18 protein-coding genes and 1 riboswitch are annotated in these 14582 nt (G+C 65.8%); of the genes, 12 read left to right on the forward strand and 6 right to left on the reverse strand.

Features of this window, described 5'->3' with window-relative positions:
* Nucleotide 1: 1 nt before the first annotated feature.
* The 4 genes from ABQF13_RS08905 to ABQF13_RS08920 are packed head-to-tail and all read right to left on the reverse strand — an operon-like array spanning nucleotide 2 to nucleotide 2634.
* Nucleotides 2–1159, reverse strand: coding sequence for a glutamate--cysteine ligase (locus ABQF13_RS08905; RefSeq protein ID WP_448392360.1), 1158 nt, complete (start codon nucleotides 1157–1159; stop codon nucleotides 2–4).
* Complete coding sequence (gene sodC / locus ABQF13_RS08910) at nucleotides 1116–1814, reverse strand: superoxide dismutase[Cu-Zn] (protein WP_448392361.1); 699 nt, start codon at nucleotides 1812–1814, stop codon at nucleotides 1116–1118. The genes ABQF13_RS08905 and sodC overlap by 44 nt, the downstream gene beginning before the upstream one ends.
* Nucleotides 1815–1824: 10 nt before the next feature.
* The gene (locus ABQF13_RS08915; RefSeq protein ID WP_448392362.1) at nucleotides 1825–2289 is read right to left on the reverse strand and encodes a LytR C-terminal domain-containing protein; all 465 of its coding nucleotides are present in this window, start codon (nucleotides 2287–2289) and stop codon (nucleotides 1825–1827) included.
* Nucleotides 2290–2325: 36 nt separating this feature from the next.
* On the reverse strand, nucleotides 2326–2634 hold the full coding sequence (locus ABQF13_RS08920; RefSeq protein WP_448392363.1) for a nucleoid-associated protein NapA: 309 nt from the start codon (nucleotides 2632–2634) through the stop codon (nucleotides 2326–2328).
* A gap of 135 nt (nucleotides 2635–2769) precedes the next feature.
* Between ABQF13_RS08920 and ABQF13_RS08925 the strand changes: the two genes are divergently transcribed.
* Together ABQF13_RS08925 and ABQF13_RS08930 are read left to right on the forward strand one after the other, a co-directional pair.
* Nucleotides 2770–3363 (forward strand): peptide deformylase, encoded by a 594-nt coding sequence (locus ABQF13_RS08925; RefSeq protein ID WP_448392364.1) that lies wholly within the window; start codon nucleotides 2770–2772, stop codon nucleotides 3361–3363.
* Nucleotides 3363–4262, forward strand: coding sequence for an N-acetylglutamate synthase, CG3035 family (locus tag ABQF13_RS08930; protein ID WP_448392365.1), 900 nt, complete (start codon nucleotides 3363–3365; stop codon nucleotides 4260–4262). Before ABQF13_RS08925 ends, ABQF13_RS08930 begins: the two co-directional genes overlap by 1 nt.
* Here the strand turns inward: ABQF13_RS08930 and ABQF13_RS08935 are convergent, their stop codons facing one another.
* Nucleotides 4263–4553 carry a CDGP domain-containing protein gene (locus tag ABQF13_RS08935; RefSeq protein ID WP_448392366.1) on the reverse strand — a complete coding sequence of 97 codons (291 nt, stop codon included), beginning with the start codon at nucleotides 4551–4553 and terminating at the stop codon, nucleotides 4263–4265.
* A gap of 58 nt (nucleotides 4554–4611) precedes the next feature.
* On the opposite strand from ABQF13_RS08935, the gene ABQF13_RS08940 reads away from it, so the two are divergent.
* The 8 genes from ABQF13_RS08940 to ABQF13_RS08975 all read left to right on the forward strand — a co-directional run bounded on the left by ABQF13_RS08940 (nucleotide 4612) and on the right by ABQF13_RS08975 (nucleotide 12694).
* Complete coding sequence (locus tag ABQF13_RS08940; RefSeq protein ID WP_448392367.1) at nucleotides 4612–5412, forward strand: exodeoxyribonuclease III; 801 nt, start codon at nucleotides 4612–4614, stop codon at nucleotides 5410–5412.
* A 69-nt stretch (nucleotides 5413–5481) separates the two neighbouring features.
* The gene (locus tag ABQF13_RS08945; protein ID WP_448392678.1) at nucleotides 5482–7074 is read left to right on the forward strand and encodes an HNH endonuclease signature motif containing protein; all 1593 of its coding nucleotides are present in this window, start codon (nucleotides 5482–5484) and stop codon (nucleotides 7072–7074) included.
* Between the two features lie 39 nt (nucleotides 7075–7113).
* Nucleotides 7114–7223: riboswitch (TPP riboswitch) on the forward strand.
* Complete coding sequence (gene thiC, locus ABQF13_RS08950; protein WP_448392368.1) at nucleotides 7217–8815, forward strand: phosphomethylpyrimidine synthase ThiC; 1599 nt, start codon at nucleotides 7217–7219, stop codon at nucleotides 8813–8815. Its footprint overlaps the riboswitch before it by 7 nt.
* On the forward strand, nucleotides 8812–9654 hold the full coding sequence (gene thiD / locus ABQF13_RS08955; RefSeq protein ID WP_448392369.1) for a bifunctional hydroxymethylpyrimidine kinase/phosphomethylpyrimidine kinase: 843 nt from the start codon (nucleotides 8812–8814) through the stop codon (nucleotides 9652–9654). Before thiC ends, thiD begins: the two co-directional genes overlap by 4 nt.
* Nucleotides 9651–10268 (forward strand): alpha/beta hydrolase family protein, encoded by a 618-nt coding sequence (locus ABQF13_RS08960; protein ID WP_448392370.1) that lies wholly within the window; start codon nucleotides 9651–9653, stop codon nucleotides 10266–10268. Before thiD ends, ABQF13_RS08960 begins: the two co-directional genes overlap by 4 nt.
* Nucleotides 10265–10855, forward strand: a complete 591-nt coding sequence (locus ABQF13_RS08965; RefSeq protein WP_448392371.1) for a septum formation family protein — start codon at nucleotides 10265–10267, stop codon at nucleotides 10853–10855. The genes ABQF13_RS08960 and ABQF13_RS08965 overlap by 4 nt, the downstream gene beginning before the upstream one ends.
* A gap of 54 nt (nucleotides 10856–10909) precedes the next feature.
* Nucleotides 10910–12397, forward strand: coding sequence for a flavin-containing monooxygenase (locus ABQF13_RS08970; RefSeq protein WP_448392372.1), 1488 nt, complete (start codon nucleotides 10910–10912; stop codon nucleotides 12395–12397).
* Nucleotides 12398–12415: 18 nt separating this feature from the next.
* Nucleotides 12416–12694, forward strand: coding sequence for a DoxX-related protein (locus tag ABQF13_RS08975; RefSeq protein ID WP_448392373.1), 279 nt, complete (start codon nucleotides 12416–12418; stop codon nucleotides 12692–12694).
* Here ABQF13_RS08975 and ABQF13_RS08980 read toward each other — a convergent pair.
* Nucleotides 12661–13896 carry a TetR/AcrR family transcriptional regulator gene (locus tag ABQF13_RS08980; RefSeq protein WP_448392374.1) on the reverse strand — a complete coding sequence of 412 codons (1236 nt, stop codon included), beginning with the start codon at nucleotides 13894–13896 and terminating at the stop codon, nucleotides 12661–12663. The genes ABQF13_RS08975 and ABQF13_RS08980 overlap by 34 nt on opposite strands.
* A gap of 104 nt (nucleotides 13897–14000) precedes the next feature.
* Between ABQF13_RS08980 and ABQF13_RS08985 the strand changes: the two genes are divergently transcribed.
* Both ABQF13_RS08985 and ABQF13_RS08990 read left to right on the forward strand, forming a co-directional pair.
* Nucleotides 14001–14225, forward strand: coding sequence for a hypothetical protein (locus ABQF13_RS08985; protein ID WP_448392375.1), 225 nt, complete (start codon nucleotides 14001–14003; stop codon nucleotides 14223–14225).
* 50 nt (nucleotides 14226–14275) lie between these two features.
* On the forward strand, nucleotides 14276–14578 hold the full coding sequence (locus ABQF13_RS08990; protein WP_448392376.1) for a hypothetical protein: 303 nt from the start codon (nucleotides 14276–14278) through the stop codon (nucleotides 14576–14578).
* Nucleotides 14579–14582 lie beyond the last annotated feature (4 nt).

A 14582-nucleotide genomic window follows, 5' to 3' on the forward strand; every position in this document is an offset into this window, starting at 1 on the left:
ACTAGATGTCCAACTCGGCGACCAGCGCATCGACCACCGCACGCAGATCACCGTCGTGCTCCTCGGCGACCCGGCGCTGCCGTTGGTAGGACGCACCCCTCTGGTAGATGTCGGCGACACGGGCCAACTCGTCGCTGCAGTGCAGCAGCCTGGCCACCGGTTCGAGCCGGTTCAGCAGCTCGTCGATATCCTCGGTGACCAACCGCTCATTGCTCTCGGCATCCAAGATGATCACTGCATCCAGGCCGTAACGCGCTGCGCGCCACTTGTTCTCCTGCACATGCCACGGCGGCATCGTCGGCAGCCGCTCGCCGGCGTCGAGGCGCCGGTCCAAATCGACCACCAGACAGTGGGTGAGCGCGACCAGTGCGCTCAGCTCGCGAAGGTTGGAAACACCGTCGAAGACTCGGATCTCCACGGTACCGATATGCGGTGAAGGCCGGATGTCCCAACGGATTTCGTTCATGTGGTCGATGATGCCGGTCTTCTTCTGGTCATGGACGAAGCGTTCCCACTCCGCCCACGTCTGGAAGTGAAAGGGCAACCCGGCCGTCGGCAGCTGCTGAAACATCATCGCCCGGTTCGACGCGTAGCCGGTGTCCTCGCCGTCCCAGAACGGCGACGACGAGGACAGCGCAAGCAGGTGCGGATAGTGGTTCAGCAGCGAGGTGATGATGGGCATGGCCTTGTGCGCCGAGGAAATGCCGACGTGAACATGCACACCCCAGATCAGCATCTGCCTACCCCACCACTGGGTGCGCTTGATCAGCTCGGCGTAGCGCGGCGCGTCGGTCAGGCTGCCCGCCGACCATTTCGCGAACGGATGCGTACCCGCGCAGAACAGCTCCATCCCGCGGTCGCGCACGATTCTGCGGGCAGCCACCAGTGTTTCGCGCAAGTCCTCCATCGCATCCGGCACGCAATCACAGATGCCGGTGACGATCTCCACGGTGTTGCGCAGCAGTTCCTTGTGCACGCGCGGGTTGTTCTCGCCGAGCTCCTCGATGACGTGGGTGGCCTCGTTGCTCACATCGCGGGATTCGGCGTCGACGAGCGCGAACTCCCATTCCACCCCGACGGTCGGCCGGGGCGATCCGGCGAAATCTATGTGGCTGCTAGCCGGTACCGATAACACCGCACGCCACGCGCTTTCCGGCATCGCCGGTAGCCAAGGTGGTTTCGTCGGGTGGCGGGTTCCCGTTGACCTGCTGGTAGCGCTCCGGCGGGATGTTGGCGAAGTTATCGGATTGCTCGTGGATGATGATCGCGGTCTTCTCGTCCGCCAGCAGGTCCTCTGCGGTGAACGTGTCGGTCGTCGTCACGAGGAGCGCTGAACCGTCCTCACGGACCTGCAGCGAGGTGAGGTCACCGCTGGCCGGATGTCCGGTGTGACCGGGCACCTGAAAATGTCCACCCGCGGAATTGAAGTCGTCGGGCGCGCCACCGGTGGGGGCGACCGAGTTCGCCTCGCACTTACCGATTGAGTGGATGTGCATACCGTGGAACCCGGGGTTCAACTTGCCCGCTTGGGTGGTCTGCACGGTGATGGTGGCGTACCCGTTGGCGAACTCGAAGTCCGCCGTGGCCACGGTGCTGCCGTCGGCCATCTTCAGATCGGCGGTCAACGTCTCACTACCGCCTTCGCCGCCCTGACCCTCCTGCTGCGCGCCGGGCGCGGCAGTCGGCGAGGGCGAACCGGTCCAGATCGACGGCGTGGTGCCCGGCGTTTCGCTGGGTTGTTCGGGTGCGGCACATGCGCTCAGCGCAAGAGCGGGAACGGCGAACAAGGCGGCGGCAGCTGCGGTCTTGAGCATGGGCAAGAGCCTAGCCGGTGACCACCACAACCACGCCCGGCGGTTGCTCAATCAGTTCGGGTAGCCGCGGTTCCACGGGCGCTTCCAACAGTCTGCCCACTTCATCGGCGGCCTCTTGCTCACCGGGCGCGTCGCTGAAATACACCGTGGTGACCGGCACCTCCGGCAGTGTCAGGTTGCCCGTCTCGGTGACGTCCCAGCCGGCGTCGCGCAGCTGGGTGGCGGTGGCTTCGGCAGCCCCTTGGACCTCTGAGACGTTGTATACGCGCACGTCGGCCCTGGCCGCTTCCGGCGATTCCGTCGGACTTCTCGGGGTCGTGGTGATGGTGCTCGTGGCGATCGTCGACTGCTCGGCGTCTTCGTCGTCGTCAGAACCCATCGCCTGAAAACCGACCAGAAGAAACACCACGCCGAGAAACAGCAGCACCATCACCATGGCGCGCAGCGGTAGGCGGGATGAGTTTCGCTGGTTCATTGCGCCCACTGTATCGGCCCGTCCGGCCCCTCAAGATCAGGTGACGTCGAAACCCAGCCGACGCGCCGCACGCGCCTTCTGCCTGCTGGCCCGCAACCGGCGCAGCCGTTTGACCAGCATCGGATCGGCTGCCAGCGCCTCGGGACGGTCGACCAGCGCGTTCAGCACCTGGTAGTAGCGGGTGGCCGACATCGAGAACAGCTCTTTGATGGCGTCTTCTTTGGAGCCGGCGTACTTCCACCACTGGCGCTCGAACGCCAAAATATCGTGCTCTCGGCGGGTCAGCCCGTCACCGCGATCAGAGTCGTCCCCGGATTGCTCAGTCCGCGCGATCGCGCCGTCCATCTCGCCCTTGGACCCTTCCGACAATCGAAATTACATCGCTGTGGTTCGGCGCTCATTCAATCACGGGTTCGTAGTGTGATGCGTCAGATACGCCCGCGAGTCGGGGGTTAAGGGTTGCCGCCTTAAGCTTTCCCCGTGGCCGTCGTACCGATCTGCATCGTAGGAGATCCCGTCCTGCACACCGCTACCGAACCTGTGATCGTCAACGACGACGGTTCATTGCCGGCCGATGTCGTGGAACTGATCCAGGATCTGTACGACACCATGGACGCTGCCAACGGCGTTGGCTTGGCGGCCAACCAGATCGGTGTCGCCAAGCGGGTGTTCGTCTACGACTGCGCCGATGCACGGGGCAAGACCACCCGCCGCCGCGGTGTGGTGGTCAACCCGGTGCTGGAGACATCGGAGGTGCCCGAGACCATGCCGGATCCGGATGACGACGACGAAGGTTGCCTCTCGGTGCCCGGTGAGTCGTTTCCGACCGGCCGCGCCGACTGGGCGCGGGTGACCGGCCTCGACGCCGACGGCAACCCGATCACCGTGGAGGGCACCGCGTTGTTCGCCCGCATGCTGCAGCACGAGACCGGCCATCTGGACGGGTATTTGTATCTGGACCGGTTGGTCGGCAGGCATGCCCGCGCCGCCAAACGCGCGGTGAAGTCGAACGGTTGGGGTGTGCCGGGGCTGACGTGGATGCCCGGCGAGGATCCGGACCCGTTCGGGCACTGATGCAGATTCCGCCGGTCGGGGCTCGTGTCGTGATCCGCTATCGGCTGCCTGCCGGTTCCGAACCGCCGCTGAGCGACGTGATCGGCCAGCTACTCGAGGTCGGCCCGACGCTGACCGTGCGCACCAAAACCGGCGACGTCGTGGCCGTTCCGGCCGACGACGTGATGGTGCTTCGAGAACTGCCCCCCGCAACGGTGCGCACCGCCGATATCCGCAAGCTCGAGCACGCAGCCGCGATGGCGTGGCCCGGCGTCGAACAACGGTGGATCGAAGGCTGGTTCCTGCGGGCCGCAAACGGTCACACCCACCGCGGCAATTCGGCTGTGCCGCTGGGGTTCGACGCCACCGCCTCGGCGCTGCCGGAGATCCTCGAGTGGTACGCCGCGCGGGAACTCACGCCGTGGCTTTCGATTCCGGACCGGCTGTTCCGGCTCGCCGATGCGGAGCCGCATCTCGAAACCGTGGTGTTCGCACGCGAACTCGGCCCCTCCGAAGAACACGACCCGGCGGTGCTGCTCGCCGCGGATCCAAGCGACGAATGGCGTCGGCTCTATGAGCGCGACGTGCCAGTCGACGTACTGACCTCCGTCGTGGACGGCGAGGCCGTGTTCGCCACGGTCTCCGGTGCGGCCGTCGCCCGTGCCGCGGTGACGACGACGATCGACCGCGGCCGGTGGGTGGGCATCTCGGCCCTGCGGGTGGTCGAGGCCGCGCTTCGACGCGGATACGCCCGGCGCCTGTGCTCGACCGTGTTGTCCTGGGGCCACTACCGCGGTGCTTCCCACGCGTACGCCCAGGTGCTGGTTGACAACGCGCCCGGCAGAAGGCTGTTCGAGTCGATGGGTTTCATCGAGCACCATCGCTCGCGGTATATGCGCGCTGACGCCCTGAGACTGTAGTCAGCCGGGAATATGCGTTGGCGGGTCGGCGAACGCGAGGTCCGCGTGCTGCTGGCCGGGGCCCATCAGACCACAGTGCTTTACGGGCACGAGGTGGGTACTGAAGCCGCTGTGCACCACCCGGGGCACTCCGACGCACCGTTCCCAGGTGCCGTCCGGCTGGATGGGGCCGTCGCACTTGCTGATGAAGGCTCCCCCGTAGTGACAGCCGGCAGCCACCGGCGGCGCCAACGCCATCGAGCCCGCCGCCGTCAGCATCGCGACCACCGTGGCGACGACGCAGCGCTTCATAGCCACGAACGCTACCGCTGTTCGCCATGTCTTCGCGGGCCTTTCGTAGCCTGTAGCCATGCGACTGGCGACCTGGAACGTCAACTCGATCCGTGCACGGGTCGACCGCGTCGTGAACTGGCTGGAACACGACAACGTCGATGTGCTCGCCATGCAGGAGACCAAGTGCTCCGACGAGCAGTTCCCGGTCATGCCGTTCCTGGCCGCCGGTTACGAAGTGGTGCATTGCGGGTTCAACCAATGGAACGGCGTTGCGATCGCGTCGCGCGTCGGCCTCGACGACGTACAGGTCGGGTTCGAGGGTCAGCCGACATGGAGCGATAAACCCGACGTGGAGGCGGCCGCCGAAGCGCGTGCGCTCGGGGCGACGTGTGGCGGCGTGCGGGTGTGGAGCCTGTACGTGCCCAACGGACGCGTCATCGCCTCGCCGCACTACGTCTACAAGCTGGAATGGCTTGCCGCGCTGCGTGACGCTGCAGCCGGTTGGCTGGCCGAGGATCCGACCGCCCAGATCGCGCTGACCGGGGACTGGAACATCGCGCCCACCGACGAGGATGTGTGGAGTGTCGAGTTCTACCAGGGCAGCACCCACGTCACCGAACCCGAACGGGCAGCCTTCAACGCCATCGTCGATGGCCAATTCACCGATGTGGTAAGGCCTTTCGCGCCCGGACCCGGCGTTTACACCTACTGGGACTACACGCAGCTGCGGTTTCCCAAGAACCGCGGTATGCGCATCGACTTCATCCTCGGCTCACCCGCGCTGACGCAACGGGTGACCCACGCCGAGATCGTGCGCGAACAACGCAAGGGTAAGTCACCCAGCGACCACGCGCCGGTGCTGGTGGAGCTGTCCTGAAAATTTCTGTGGACGACCGCCGAACTTGTCGGTGGGCCGTGGCATCATCGAGACATGCTGATCGAACAACTGTTCGAATACCCGAGCGCCGACGTGCTGATCGCGGAGATCGAGTCGACCCACCGCCAAGAATCGATGCTGATGGCGCGCCGGATGGCCAGCATCGGGGACCTGTTGTCGGTGCGCACCGAAGAAGCCGAGGGCGCTGACCCCGACCCGGGCTACGCCGTGATCACCGGGTTCGCCCGCACTTGCGCCGAGGTGGGCGCCGCGATGAACATGGCGCCGATGGCCGCCAGTCGACTGGTCTCGCAGGCAGAGGCGCTGGACACCCGGCTGCCCATGATCGCCGAGTTGCTCGAGGACGCCGACATCGATTGGCCGACGACGCAGTTGATCATCACCCGCACCGAGTTAGTCGAGGACCACCTGATCGAACAGGTCGACCAACGCCTGGCTGCCCGGCTGATCGAGTGGTCGAGCTGGTCGCGCCGGCGGCTCATCAACGCGGTCGACAAGCTGGTGCGGGAGATAGATCCCGACGCCGCCAAGGAGCGGCGCGAATCGGCCGAGAGACGCCGCTACGTCAGCACGACCGCGCGGCCCGACGGCACCGCAGACCTCAATGGGCGCATCAGCGCCACCGCGGCCGCCGCGTTCGAACAACGGATCTCACAGCTGGCGATGTCAGTGTGCGCCAAGGATTCCCGGACAATGGACCAGCGGCGCGCCGATGCCGTACTTGCGCTAAGCGAAGGCCGCGGGCTGCCATGCGACTGCGGTCGACCGGAGTGCCCGGCACGCGGCGCCGACGGCGCCGACAACGGTCCTCGGACGGTCATCAACGTGATCGCCAGCGAGGACACCGTCACCGGTGAGGGCGAAGAACCTGGTTACCTGGAGGGTTTCGGCGTGATCGACGCCGCCCACGTGCGCGAACTCGCCGATACCGCCGCGGCGGTGCGGTTGATCGAGCCGCCCACCGTCACCGAAGAGGAGGCGACGCGGTATCAGCCGTCGGCCGAGGTGGCGCGCTGGGTCCGGCTGCGCGACCTGACGTGCCGATTCCCCGGTTGTGACCGGCCGGCGGCCCGCTGCGACACCGACCACACCACACCGTTCAACCACGCCAATCCCACCGTAGGCGGTTTGACGGTGCCGTCGGGTTTGGCGGACTACTGCCGACAACACCACCGGCTCAAGACTTTCCATGGCGGACCGGGCGGCTGGAAGGACGAACAGCTGGCCGACGGCACCATCGTGTGGACCTCCCCGACCGGACGGACCTACCGCACCACGCCGGGCGGAGCCGAACTGTTTCCCCAGATGCGGCCGGCTTGCGCGGCACCCACGGCGCGCAAGGCCAGTCGCGCACGCGACAAAGCGGCCCGAATCAAGCGAATCCGCAACAAACTTCGAGAAGAGCGGCCAATCAACGCCGCCATTCGCTACCGCGATCGAGCCCGCAGACAAGAGATCGAACTTCGCAAGTGGCGGAACAGGTCGCGGAAGTATCTCCTGCTGTTCAAGGGCGGCAAACCCAGTACCAGTCCGTGGTGCCCGTGGATCAACGAGCCGATGGAACCGGAAGAGCTTCCACCTGACTGGGAGCCGCCACCAAAGCCGCCGTCGCTGCCCGACGACGCCGACCCACCGTTCTAGCGGTCTCCCGTTTGGTTGACCTCTGCGCTACCGTGGGCAGCGTCCATACACGGGAGTGCACGCCCAGTGCGCTGAGAGGACGGGTGGGCCCGTCGACCGTACGAACCTGACCGGGTAATGCCGGCGTAGGGAGAGGATTTCCATGGCGCTGTCGGATACTTCCGTGGCAACTCCGTCCATCACCACCGGCCCCATCGCGGGCAGCACCAAGAGCTACCGGGAACTCGAGGGCGGCGCCCGGGTCCCGTTTCGGAGAGTGAACCTGTCCAACGGCGAACATTTCGACCTGTACGACACGTCGGGGCCGTACACCGACCCGGCCGCGGACCTCGACCTGCAGCGCGGGCTTGCGCCGCGGCCGGGCGTCGAACGCGACCGCGGCACCCAACTGCAGCGCGCCCGCGCCGGTGAGACCACCGCGGAAATGGCATTCATCGCCGCGCGCGAAGGTGTTCCTGCGGAGTTAGTGCGCGACGAGGTGGCCCGCGGACGCGCGGTGATACCCGCCAACCACAACCACCCTGAGACCGAGCCGATGATCATCGGCAAGGCGTTCGCGGTGAAAGTCAATGCCAACATCGGTAACTCGGCCGTGACCAGTTCGATCGCCGAAGAGGTCGACAAAATGGTGTGGGCCACCCGCTGGGGCGCCGACACCATCATGGACCTGTCCACCGGCCGCGACATCCACACCACGCGCGAGTGGATCCTGCGCAACTCCCCGGTGCCGGTCGGCACCGTGCCGATCTACCAGGCGTTGGAGAAAGTCAATGGCGACCCGACCGCGCTGACGTGGGAGCTGTACCGCGACACCGTGATCGAGCAGTGCGAACAGGGCGTCGACTACATGACCGTGCACGCCGGTGTGCTGCTGCGCTACGTTCCGCTGACCGCCAAACGGGTCACCGGCATCGTCAGCCGCGGCGGCTCGATCATGGCCGCCTGGTGTCTGGCCCATCATCGGGAATCATTCCTCTACACCCACTTCGAGGAGCTGTGCGAGATCCTGGCCCGCTACGACGTGACGTTCTCGCTCGGCGACGGGCTGCGCCCCGGGTCGATCGCCGACGCCAACGACGCCGCCCAGTTCGCCGAACTGCGCACGCTCGGTGAACTGACGAAGATCGCGAAATCCCATGGCGTGCAGGTGATGATCGAGGGACCCGGCCACGTGCCGATGCACAAGATCGTCGAGAACGTGCGGTTGGAAGAGGGACTGTGCGAAGAGGCGCCGTTCTATACGCTGGGTCCACTGGCCACCGACATCGCACCGGCCTACGACCACATCACCTCGGCCATCGGCGCGGCGATCATCGCGCAGGCCGGCACCGCGATGCTGTGCTACGTCACGCCCAAGGAGCACCTGGGCCTGCCCGACCGTAAGGACGTCAAGGACGGCGTCATCGCCTACAAGATCGCCGCACACGCCGCCGACCTGGCCAAGGGGCATCCGCATGCACAGGACCGCGACGACGCCCTGTCGCGCGCACGGTTCGAGTTCCGGTGGAACGACCAGTTCGCGTTGTCACTCGACCCGGACACCGCGCGGGAGTTCCACGACGAGACGCTGCCTGCCGAACCGGCCAAGACCGCCCACTTCTGTTCGATGTGCGGTCCGAAGTTCTGCTCCATGCGCATCAGCCAGGACGTCCGCGACTACGCCGCCAGGCAAGCCGGCATGGCCGAGAAGTCCCGGGAGTTCGCCGAGCACGGCAACCGCGTCTACCTTCCGCTGGCATGAACCAACCGTTTCTGCCCGTCCCAAAACCCGGCGCCACCCCGGTGCGGGTGATGACGATCGCGGGTTCCGACTCCGGCGGCGGCGCCGGCATCCAGGCCGACATGCGCACGTTCGCTCTGCTGGGCGTGCACGGCCTCGTTGCCGTCACCGCGGTGACCGTGCAGAACTCGTTGGGCGTCAAGGGTTTTCACGAGGTTCCCCTCGATGTGATCGCGGGTCAGATCGAAGCGGTGACCTCCGACATCGGGGTGCAGGCGGCCAAGACGGGCATGCTGGCGTCGTCGGCGATCATCGACACCGTGGCTGACGTCTGGCGCCGGCAGGGCCTCGTCGGAAACGTCCCGTTGGTGGTCGACCCGGTGTGCGCATCGATGCACGGCGACCCACTGCTGCATCCCAGCGCGTTGGATTCCCTTAGGCACCAACTGTTTCCACTGGCCACGTTGGTGACACCCAATTTGGACGAGGTTCGGCTGCTCACCGGTATCGAGGTCGTCGACGCCGAGACCCAGCACGACGCCGCGCGTGCCCTGCACGCGCTCGGGCCGCAGTGGGCGCTGGTCAAGGGTGGCCATCTGCGGACGTCATCGCACAGCCCGGACCTGCTGTTCAACGGCACGGACTTCTTCGAGTTCGACGCCACGCGCATCGACACCGGCCACGACCACGGGGCGGGTGACACGCTGGCCGCCGCGACCGCCAGCGCGCTGGCCCACGGCTACTCGGTGCCCGATGCCGTCGCGTTCGCAAAGCGCTGGGTCACCGAATGTCTCAACGCGGCCTACCCGTTGGGACAAGGCCATGGACCGGTCTCACCGCTGTTCAGGCTCACCAGATGAACCTCGATCAGATCGCAGGCATCGCCCACGAACCCGCCACGGCGCCGACGGGGGTAGTCGTACTCACCCACGGTGCCGGTGGCAGCAGGGACTCACCGCTGCTGACGCGGATTTGCGACCAGTGGGCGCGATGCGGTTGGCTGGCGGTGCGCTACAACATGCCGTACCGGCGCCGCCGGCCCAAGGGCCCTCCGTCCGGATCGGCCAACGCGGATCAAGCCGGCGTCGCAGAGGCCATCGCCGTGGCCCGCACGCTGGCCGACGGCCCGATGGTCGCCGGAGGGCATTCGTACGGCGGCCGGATGACCTCCATTGTGGTCGCCGACCAGGCGGTCGACATCGACGTGCTGACGCTGTTCTCCTATCCGCTGCACCCGCCCGGCAAACCGGAACGCCTGCGCACCGAGCACCTGCCACGCATCACCACGCCGACGGTGTTCACCCACGGCACCTCTGACCCGTTCGGCACCATCGCCGAGCTGGGTACCGCGGCGGCGCTCATCGCCGCGCGCACCGAGATCGTCGAGGTCGCCGGGGCCCGCCATGACCTGGGGTCCAAGTCGCTCGATGTATCCGCCATGGCGGTCGATGCCGCACTACGCTTGCTCGCGTGACCACCCCGCCGGGCCAACCGCCGCCGTACGGACCGCCGCCGCCGTACGGTGGGCAGCAGTACCCGCCGCCTCCTCCCCCACCGTACTCGGCGCCGCCGCCGGGTGGCTATTACTACCCGCCCCAGCAGAACCCGAAGTCAAACCGCACCAAGGTGCTGTTGATCGTCCTCGGGGTCATCGTCGGGATCATCGTGCTCGTGGTCGGCGCCATCATCGCGTTGTTCCTGATCGTAGGTAAGGACACCGTCACCGCGACCGACGTGAAGGTCGGCGACTGCCTCAAGGAGATTCCCAGCGGTACCCGGGTGCTGACGGTTCAGACCACCGGATGCGACGAGCCGCATGCCGGTGAGGTGTTCGCCGTATTGCTGATGCCCGACGGCGATTTTCCGGGCCAGGACGCCATTGACGACTACGCGGACAAGTGCGGTCCCGAATTGGCCAGTTACTCGCCCGCCGCAATGGAAGACGACACCATTCAAATGTATGTGCTCTATCCCACTGCCGAAACTTGGGCCGAGGGCGACCGGGCCGTGACCTGCATCGCCACCCTCGATCCGCCGCGCACAGGCACGATAAAGGGATGATCACGACGCCAAGGCGCGCGTAGAATTAGTCGGTACCTGGGGTACCTTTTTCACATGCTTTCCGAGCAGTTAGACGCCGTCATCGTGGGCGCCGGTTTCGCCGGAATAGGTGCGGCCATCCAACTCAAGCGCTTGGGCTACGAGAACTTCCTCATCGTCGACCGTGAGGACGACCTGGGTGGCACCTGGCATGTCAACCGCTACCCCGGGCTGGCCGTCGACGTCCCGACGACCACATACTCGTACTTCTTCGAGCCGAACCCGAACTGGTCGCGGCTGTTCTCCACCGGTGACGAGATCAAGCAGTACGCCAATGACGTCGCCGACAAATACGACGTGCGCCGACACATGCGCTTCCGCACCACCGTGGAAGGCGCGCGTTGGGACGAAGAAGCCGAGGTCTGGCGGACCGCGCTGGCCGGCGGCGAGACGCTGACCGCGCGCTATCTGATCACCGCCACGGGGTTTCTCTCCCAGCCGAATACTCCGGACATCCCAGGCCTCGGCGGCTTTGCCGGCAAGATCATCCACAGCACCGCCTGGGACGACGGCTATGAGCTGGACGGTAAACGGGTCGCGATCATCGGCACCGGCGCCACCGCGGTACAGCTGATACCCGAGCTCGCCAAGAAGGCGGCCGACCTGACCGTCTACCAGCGGACCCCGATCTGGGTGGTGCCCAAGCTCGACCTCCGGTTCTCACCGCGCGCGAAGCGGCTGTTCGCCCGGGTTCCGTTGGCGCAGCGTGCTCTCCGCGCCGTCACCGACTCGCTCTACGAGTTCTTCATCTACGTCGTGCTCCATCACCGGCAGTTACTGTTCCGTCGTCTCAACGTCGCGGCATCCGATCTAGCCAAGATGCACCGGTTCTTCTCGGTGCGCGATCCCGAGTTGCGCAAGAAGCTGACGCCGGATTACGACTTCGGTTGCAAGCGGCCGTCCTTCTCCAACGACTACTACCGGATCTTCACCAAACCGCATGTGCACTTGCAGGCCGACGGCATCGAACACATCGAGGCCGACGGCATCGTCGCCAACGACGGCACCAAGACCGTCATCGACACGTTGGTGCTGGCCACCGGATTCGACCTGTGGGAGGCCAACTTCCCCGCGATCGAGATTGTCGGACGCAACGGGCGAAACCTCGGAAAGTGGTGGCGCGACAACCGGTTCCAGGCCTACCAGGGCATGGCGGTACCGTGTTTCCCCAACTATCTGAGCCTGGCCAGCCCCTACGCATTCCTCGGGTTGAACTTCTTCAACACCATGGAATACCAGATGCGGCACATGGACCGACTGCTCGGAGAGATGAAGCGCCGCAACGCGAAAACGTTCGAAGTCACCGAGCACGCCAACACCCGCTACCTGGACCGGATGACCGAACTCATCGGGGATTCGGTGCTCACGCTCGGTAACTGCGCGCCGTCGCGCTCCTACTACTTCGACCCCGCTGGGGAGGCGTCACTGCTCCGGCCGATGTCGACGCGCACCGCTCTCAAAGAGGCGGCACAGTTTCCGTTGAGCGACTATCAGATTGCGTGATCAGAGAGGACACCCGCTGTGCCCCAAGACGAATCAGGAACAAACTCGCGTGCCGCAACCCTTGCCGGTTTAGCTCTCGCTGGGACCGGGTTGGCACACTTCGCCAAGCCTGAGCTGTTCGAGTCGATCACCGAACAGGCGTTCGCGACCAAGAGCCGCCAGCAGATCTACATCAACGGTGCCATCGAGACCGCGCTGGGCCTCGGCCTGGCCGCCCGCAAGACCCGCAAACTGGCCATCGCCGGCACCGTCGGCTACCTGATCTACCTCGCGGGCAACGTCGCACGTAACCGGTAGCGGCCCAACAACGTCAGATCCAGTACCCGTTGTATCACCAGGTGGCTTTGTGGCGAATTGTCGTAGCGGGTCAGCCTGCCCAGATCGATCACCAACGACATCGCAGCGTGTACGGCGAACCGCGCCTGACCGGGCGTCCATTCCGGGCGGACCGCGACCACCAGGTGAACCCACGCCTCCACGGTGGCGCGCTGCATGTTGCGCAGGATCTTCTGGTCAGCGGCGGTCATGTTGAGCCGCTCGGCGTAGTAGACGTAGTCCAGCTCGGGCTGGTTGAAGGACCGCTCGACGTAGGCGTCGATAACCGCGGTCAGCGCGTCCTCAGGGTCGGGGATGGTACTGGTGATCGTCGCCAGCTCGGCCGACAACCGGTCGGCTGCCCGCCGGAACGCGGCGGCGAGGATGTCGCTCTTACCCGAGAAGTACCGGTAGATGCCTGACGCGGGCATGCCCACCGCCGCTGCGATGTCCTCCATGCTGGTCTCGCGGTAGCCGTTGATGTGGAACAACCACATCGACTCGGTCAACAGCGCCTCGTACTTCGACGAGTCGGCAGGCGTGCGCACCCGCGGCGCAGGTTCGGCCTCGACGAGGTCGGGCAGATCGGTGGTGAGCACCGCCCCGGCCAGGTCGGCCAGCAGCGCCCGGACCTGGACGGCGGGCAGCTTGGCCCGGTGATCAACGATGCTGCCGATCACCGACAGTACCGCGCTGGACAGCGTCCATCGCTGCCGTGAGGTGAGGCTCGGACGAATTGCGCGCAGCGGCCGTTGGATTCGGTGGTTGACGACGCGCATCTGCGCAATCAGCGACGCTTGATCGTCACCGCGCAGGTACCGGCCCTCCCACCGATACAGCCCGCCGGATGTCCGGTTTCGCATCGCGGTGTCGATGAGCGCCGCGACCAACTGGTCGAGCAGGGCCTGCGGATCGTCGAGTTCGACCCCGTCGGCGAACGCCGTACAGTCCACCAACTGCTGGCCCAGGCTCAACACCGCATCACGGAACAGCTCGTACTTGCTCGCGTAATGGCGGTACAGCGCGGCCGCGGAGATGCCGACGCGCGACGCGATAGCCTCCATGCTTACGCCGTAATATCCGACCCCGCTGAAGGCCTCGGCCGACGCCTGCGCAATCTGGGCCTTGCGGTCCTTCGGCCGACGTCGCACCGTGTCCGGGTTGGATGACCCGCTGGGCGACATGGCATTCACGATAACGGACCTTATGGACACATATCGGCCGGGTTCGCCTACAGATCATGAGCAAATCTTTGGCAGTCGGAAGAATAGTCATTAACATAATGGGGGTGTTGGGCGCGCTGCGGAAGGTCCTGGGCTTCCGGGTGACGGTCGGCGAGCTCATCGTGCTCGCCCTGGTCATCGGCACCCCCTACCTGGTCATCGGGGTCTTCTGGTCCAGCACGCACACCGAGCATCTGCAGCACATGAGCGGCATCGACCTGGCGGTTTCCTATCTCGGATCGATTGCGTCGTGGCCCGTGCTGCTCTTCTCTGACGTTTGTATGACTTGACGGGGGGACACTTGAGCCAACGGCATCACCGCCTTGCCTACACCGGAATCGTGGCCTCCATTCTCTTGGGCGTCGCCCTGCTCGCGATGAACTTCCCGGTCTACCTCGACACCTATGACCAGTGGGGGTTCCAGATCAACTGCGGCACCGGGTACATCTCGGATCTGACCCAGGCCGCCGAAGCGGTCGGGGAATCCGACTACGTCGACGAGTGCCACAGCGCGCTGCTATCCCGCCGCCTGTGGACCATTCCGCTGGCGGTGCTCTCCGGTGTCGTGCTGCTGACCGTCGTCCTCGCGTCGGCGACGACGTCGGTGCGTGAATCGCTGGTGGGGCACGGCGACGCAGGCTGAATTA

It is taken from the genome of Mycolicibacterium sp. XJ879, from assembly GCF_053483935.1.

Coding starts and splice junctions, on each gene's coding strand:
- ABQF13_RS08905 (WP_448392360.1), bottom strand. CDS start 1,159: ATGCCGGAAAGCGCGTGGCGTGCGGTGTTATCGGTACCGGCTAGCAGC.
- sodC (WP_448392361.1), bottom strand. CDS start 1,814: ATGCTCAAGACCGCAGCTGCCGCCGCCTTGTTCGCCGTTCCCGCTCTT.
- ABQF13_RS08915 (WP_448392362.1), bottom strand. CDS start 2,289: ATGAACCAGCGAAACTCATCCCGCCTACCGCTGCGCGCCATGGTGATG.
- ABQF13_RS08920 (WP_448392363.1), bottom strand. CDS start 2,634: ATGGACGGCGCGATCGCGCGGACTGAGCAATCCGGGGACGACTCTGAT.
- ABQF13_RS08930 (WP_448392365.1), top strand. CDS start 3,363: ATGCAGATTCCGCCGGTCGGGGCTCGTGTCGTGATCCGCTATCGGCTG.
- ABQF13_RS08935 (WP_448392366.1), bottom strand. CDS start 4,553: ATGAAGCGCTGCGTCGTCGCCACGGTGGTCGCGATGCTGACGGCGGCG.
- ABQF13_RS08940 (WP_448392367.1), top strand. CDS start 4,612: ATGCGACTGGCGACCTGGAACGTCAACTCGATCCGTGCACGGGTCGAC.
- thiC (WP_448392368.1), top strand. CDS start 7,217: ATGGCGCTGTCGGATACTTCCGTGGCAACTCCGTCCATCACCACCGGC.
- thiD (WP_448392369.1), top strand. CDS start 8,812: ATGAACCAACCGTTTCTGCCCGTCCCAAAACCCGGCGCCACCCCGGTG.
- ABQF13_RS08960 (WP_448392370.1), top strand. CDS start 9,651: ATGAACCTCGATCAGATCGCAGGCATCGCCCACGAACCCGCCACGGCG.
- ABQF13_RS08970 (WP_448392372.1), top strand. CDS start 10,910: ATGCTTTCCGAGCAGTTAGACGCCGTCATCGTGGGCGCCGGTTTCGCC.
- ABQF13_RS08980 (WP_448392374.1), bottom strand. CDS start 13,896: ATGTCGCCCAGCGGGTCATCCAACCCGGACACGGTGCGACGTCGGCCG.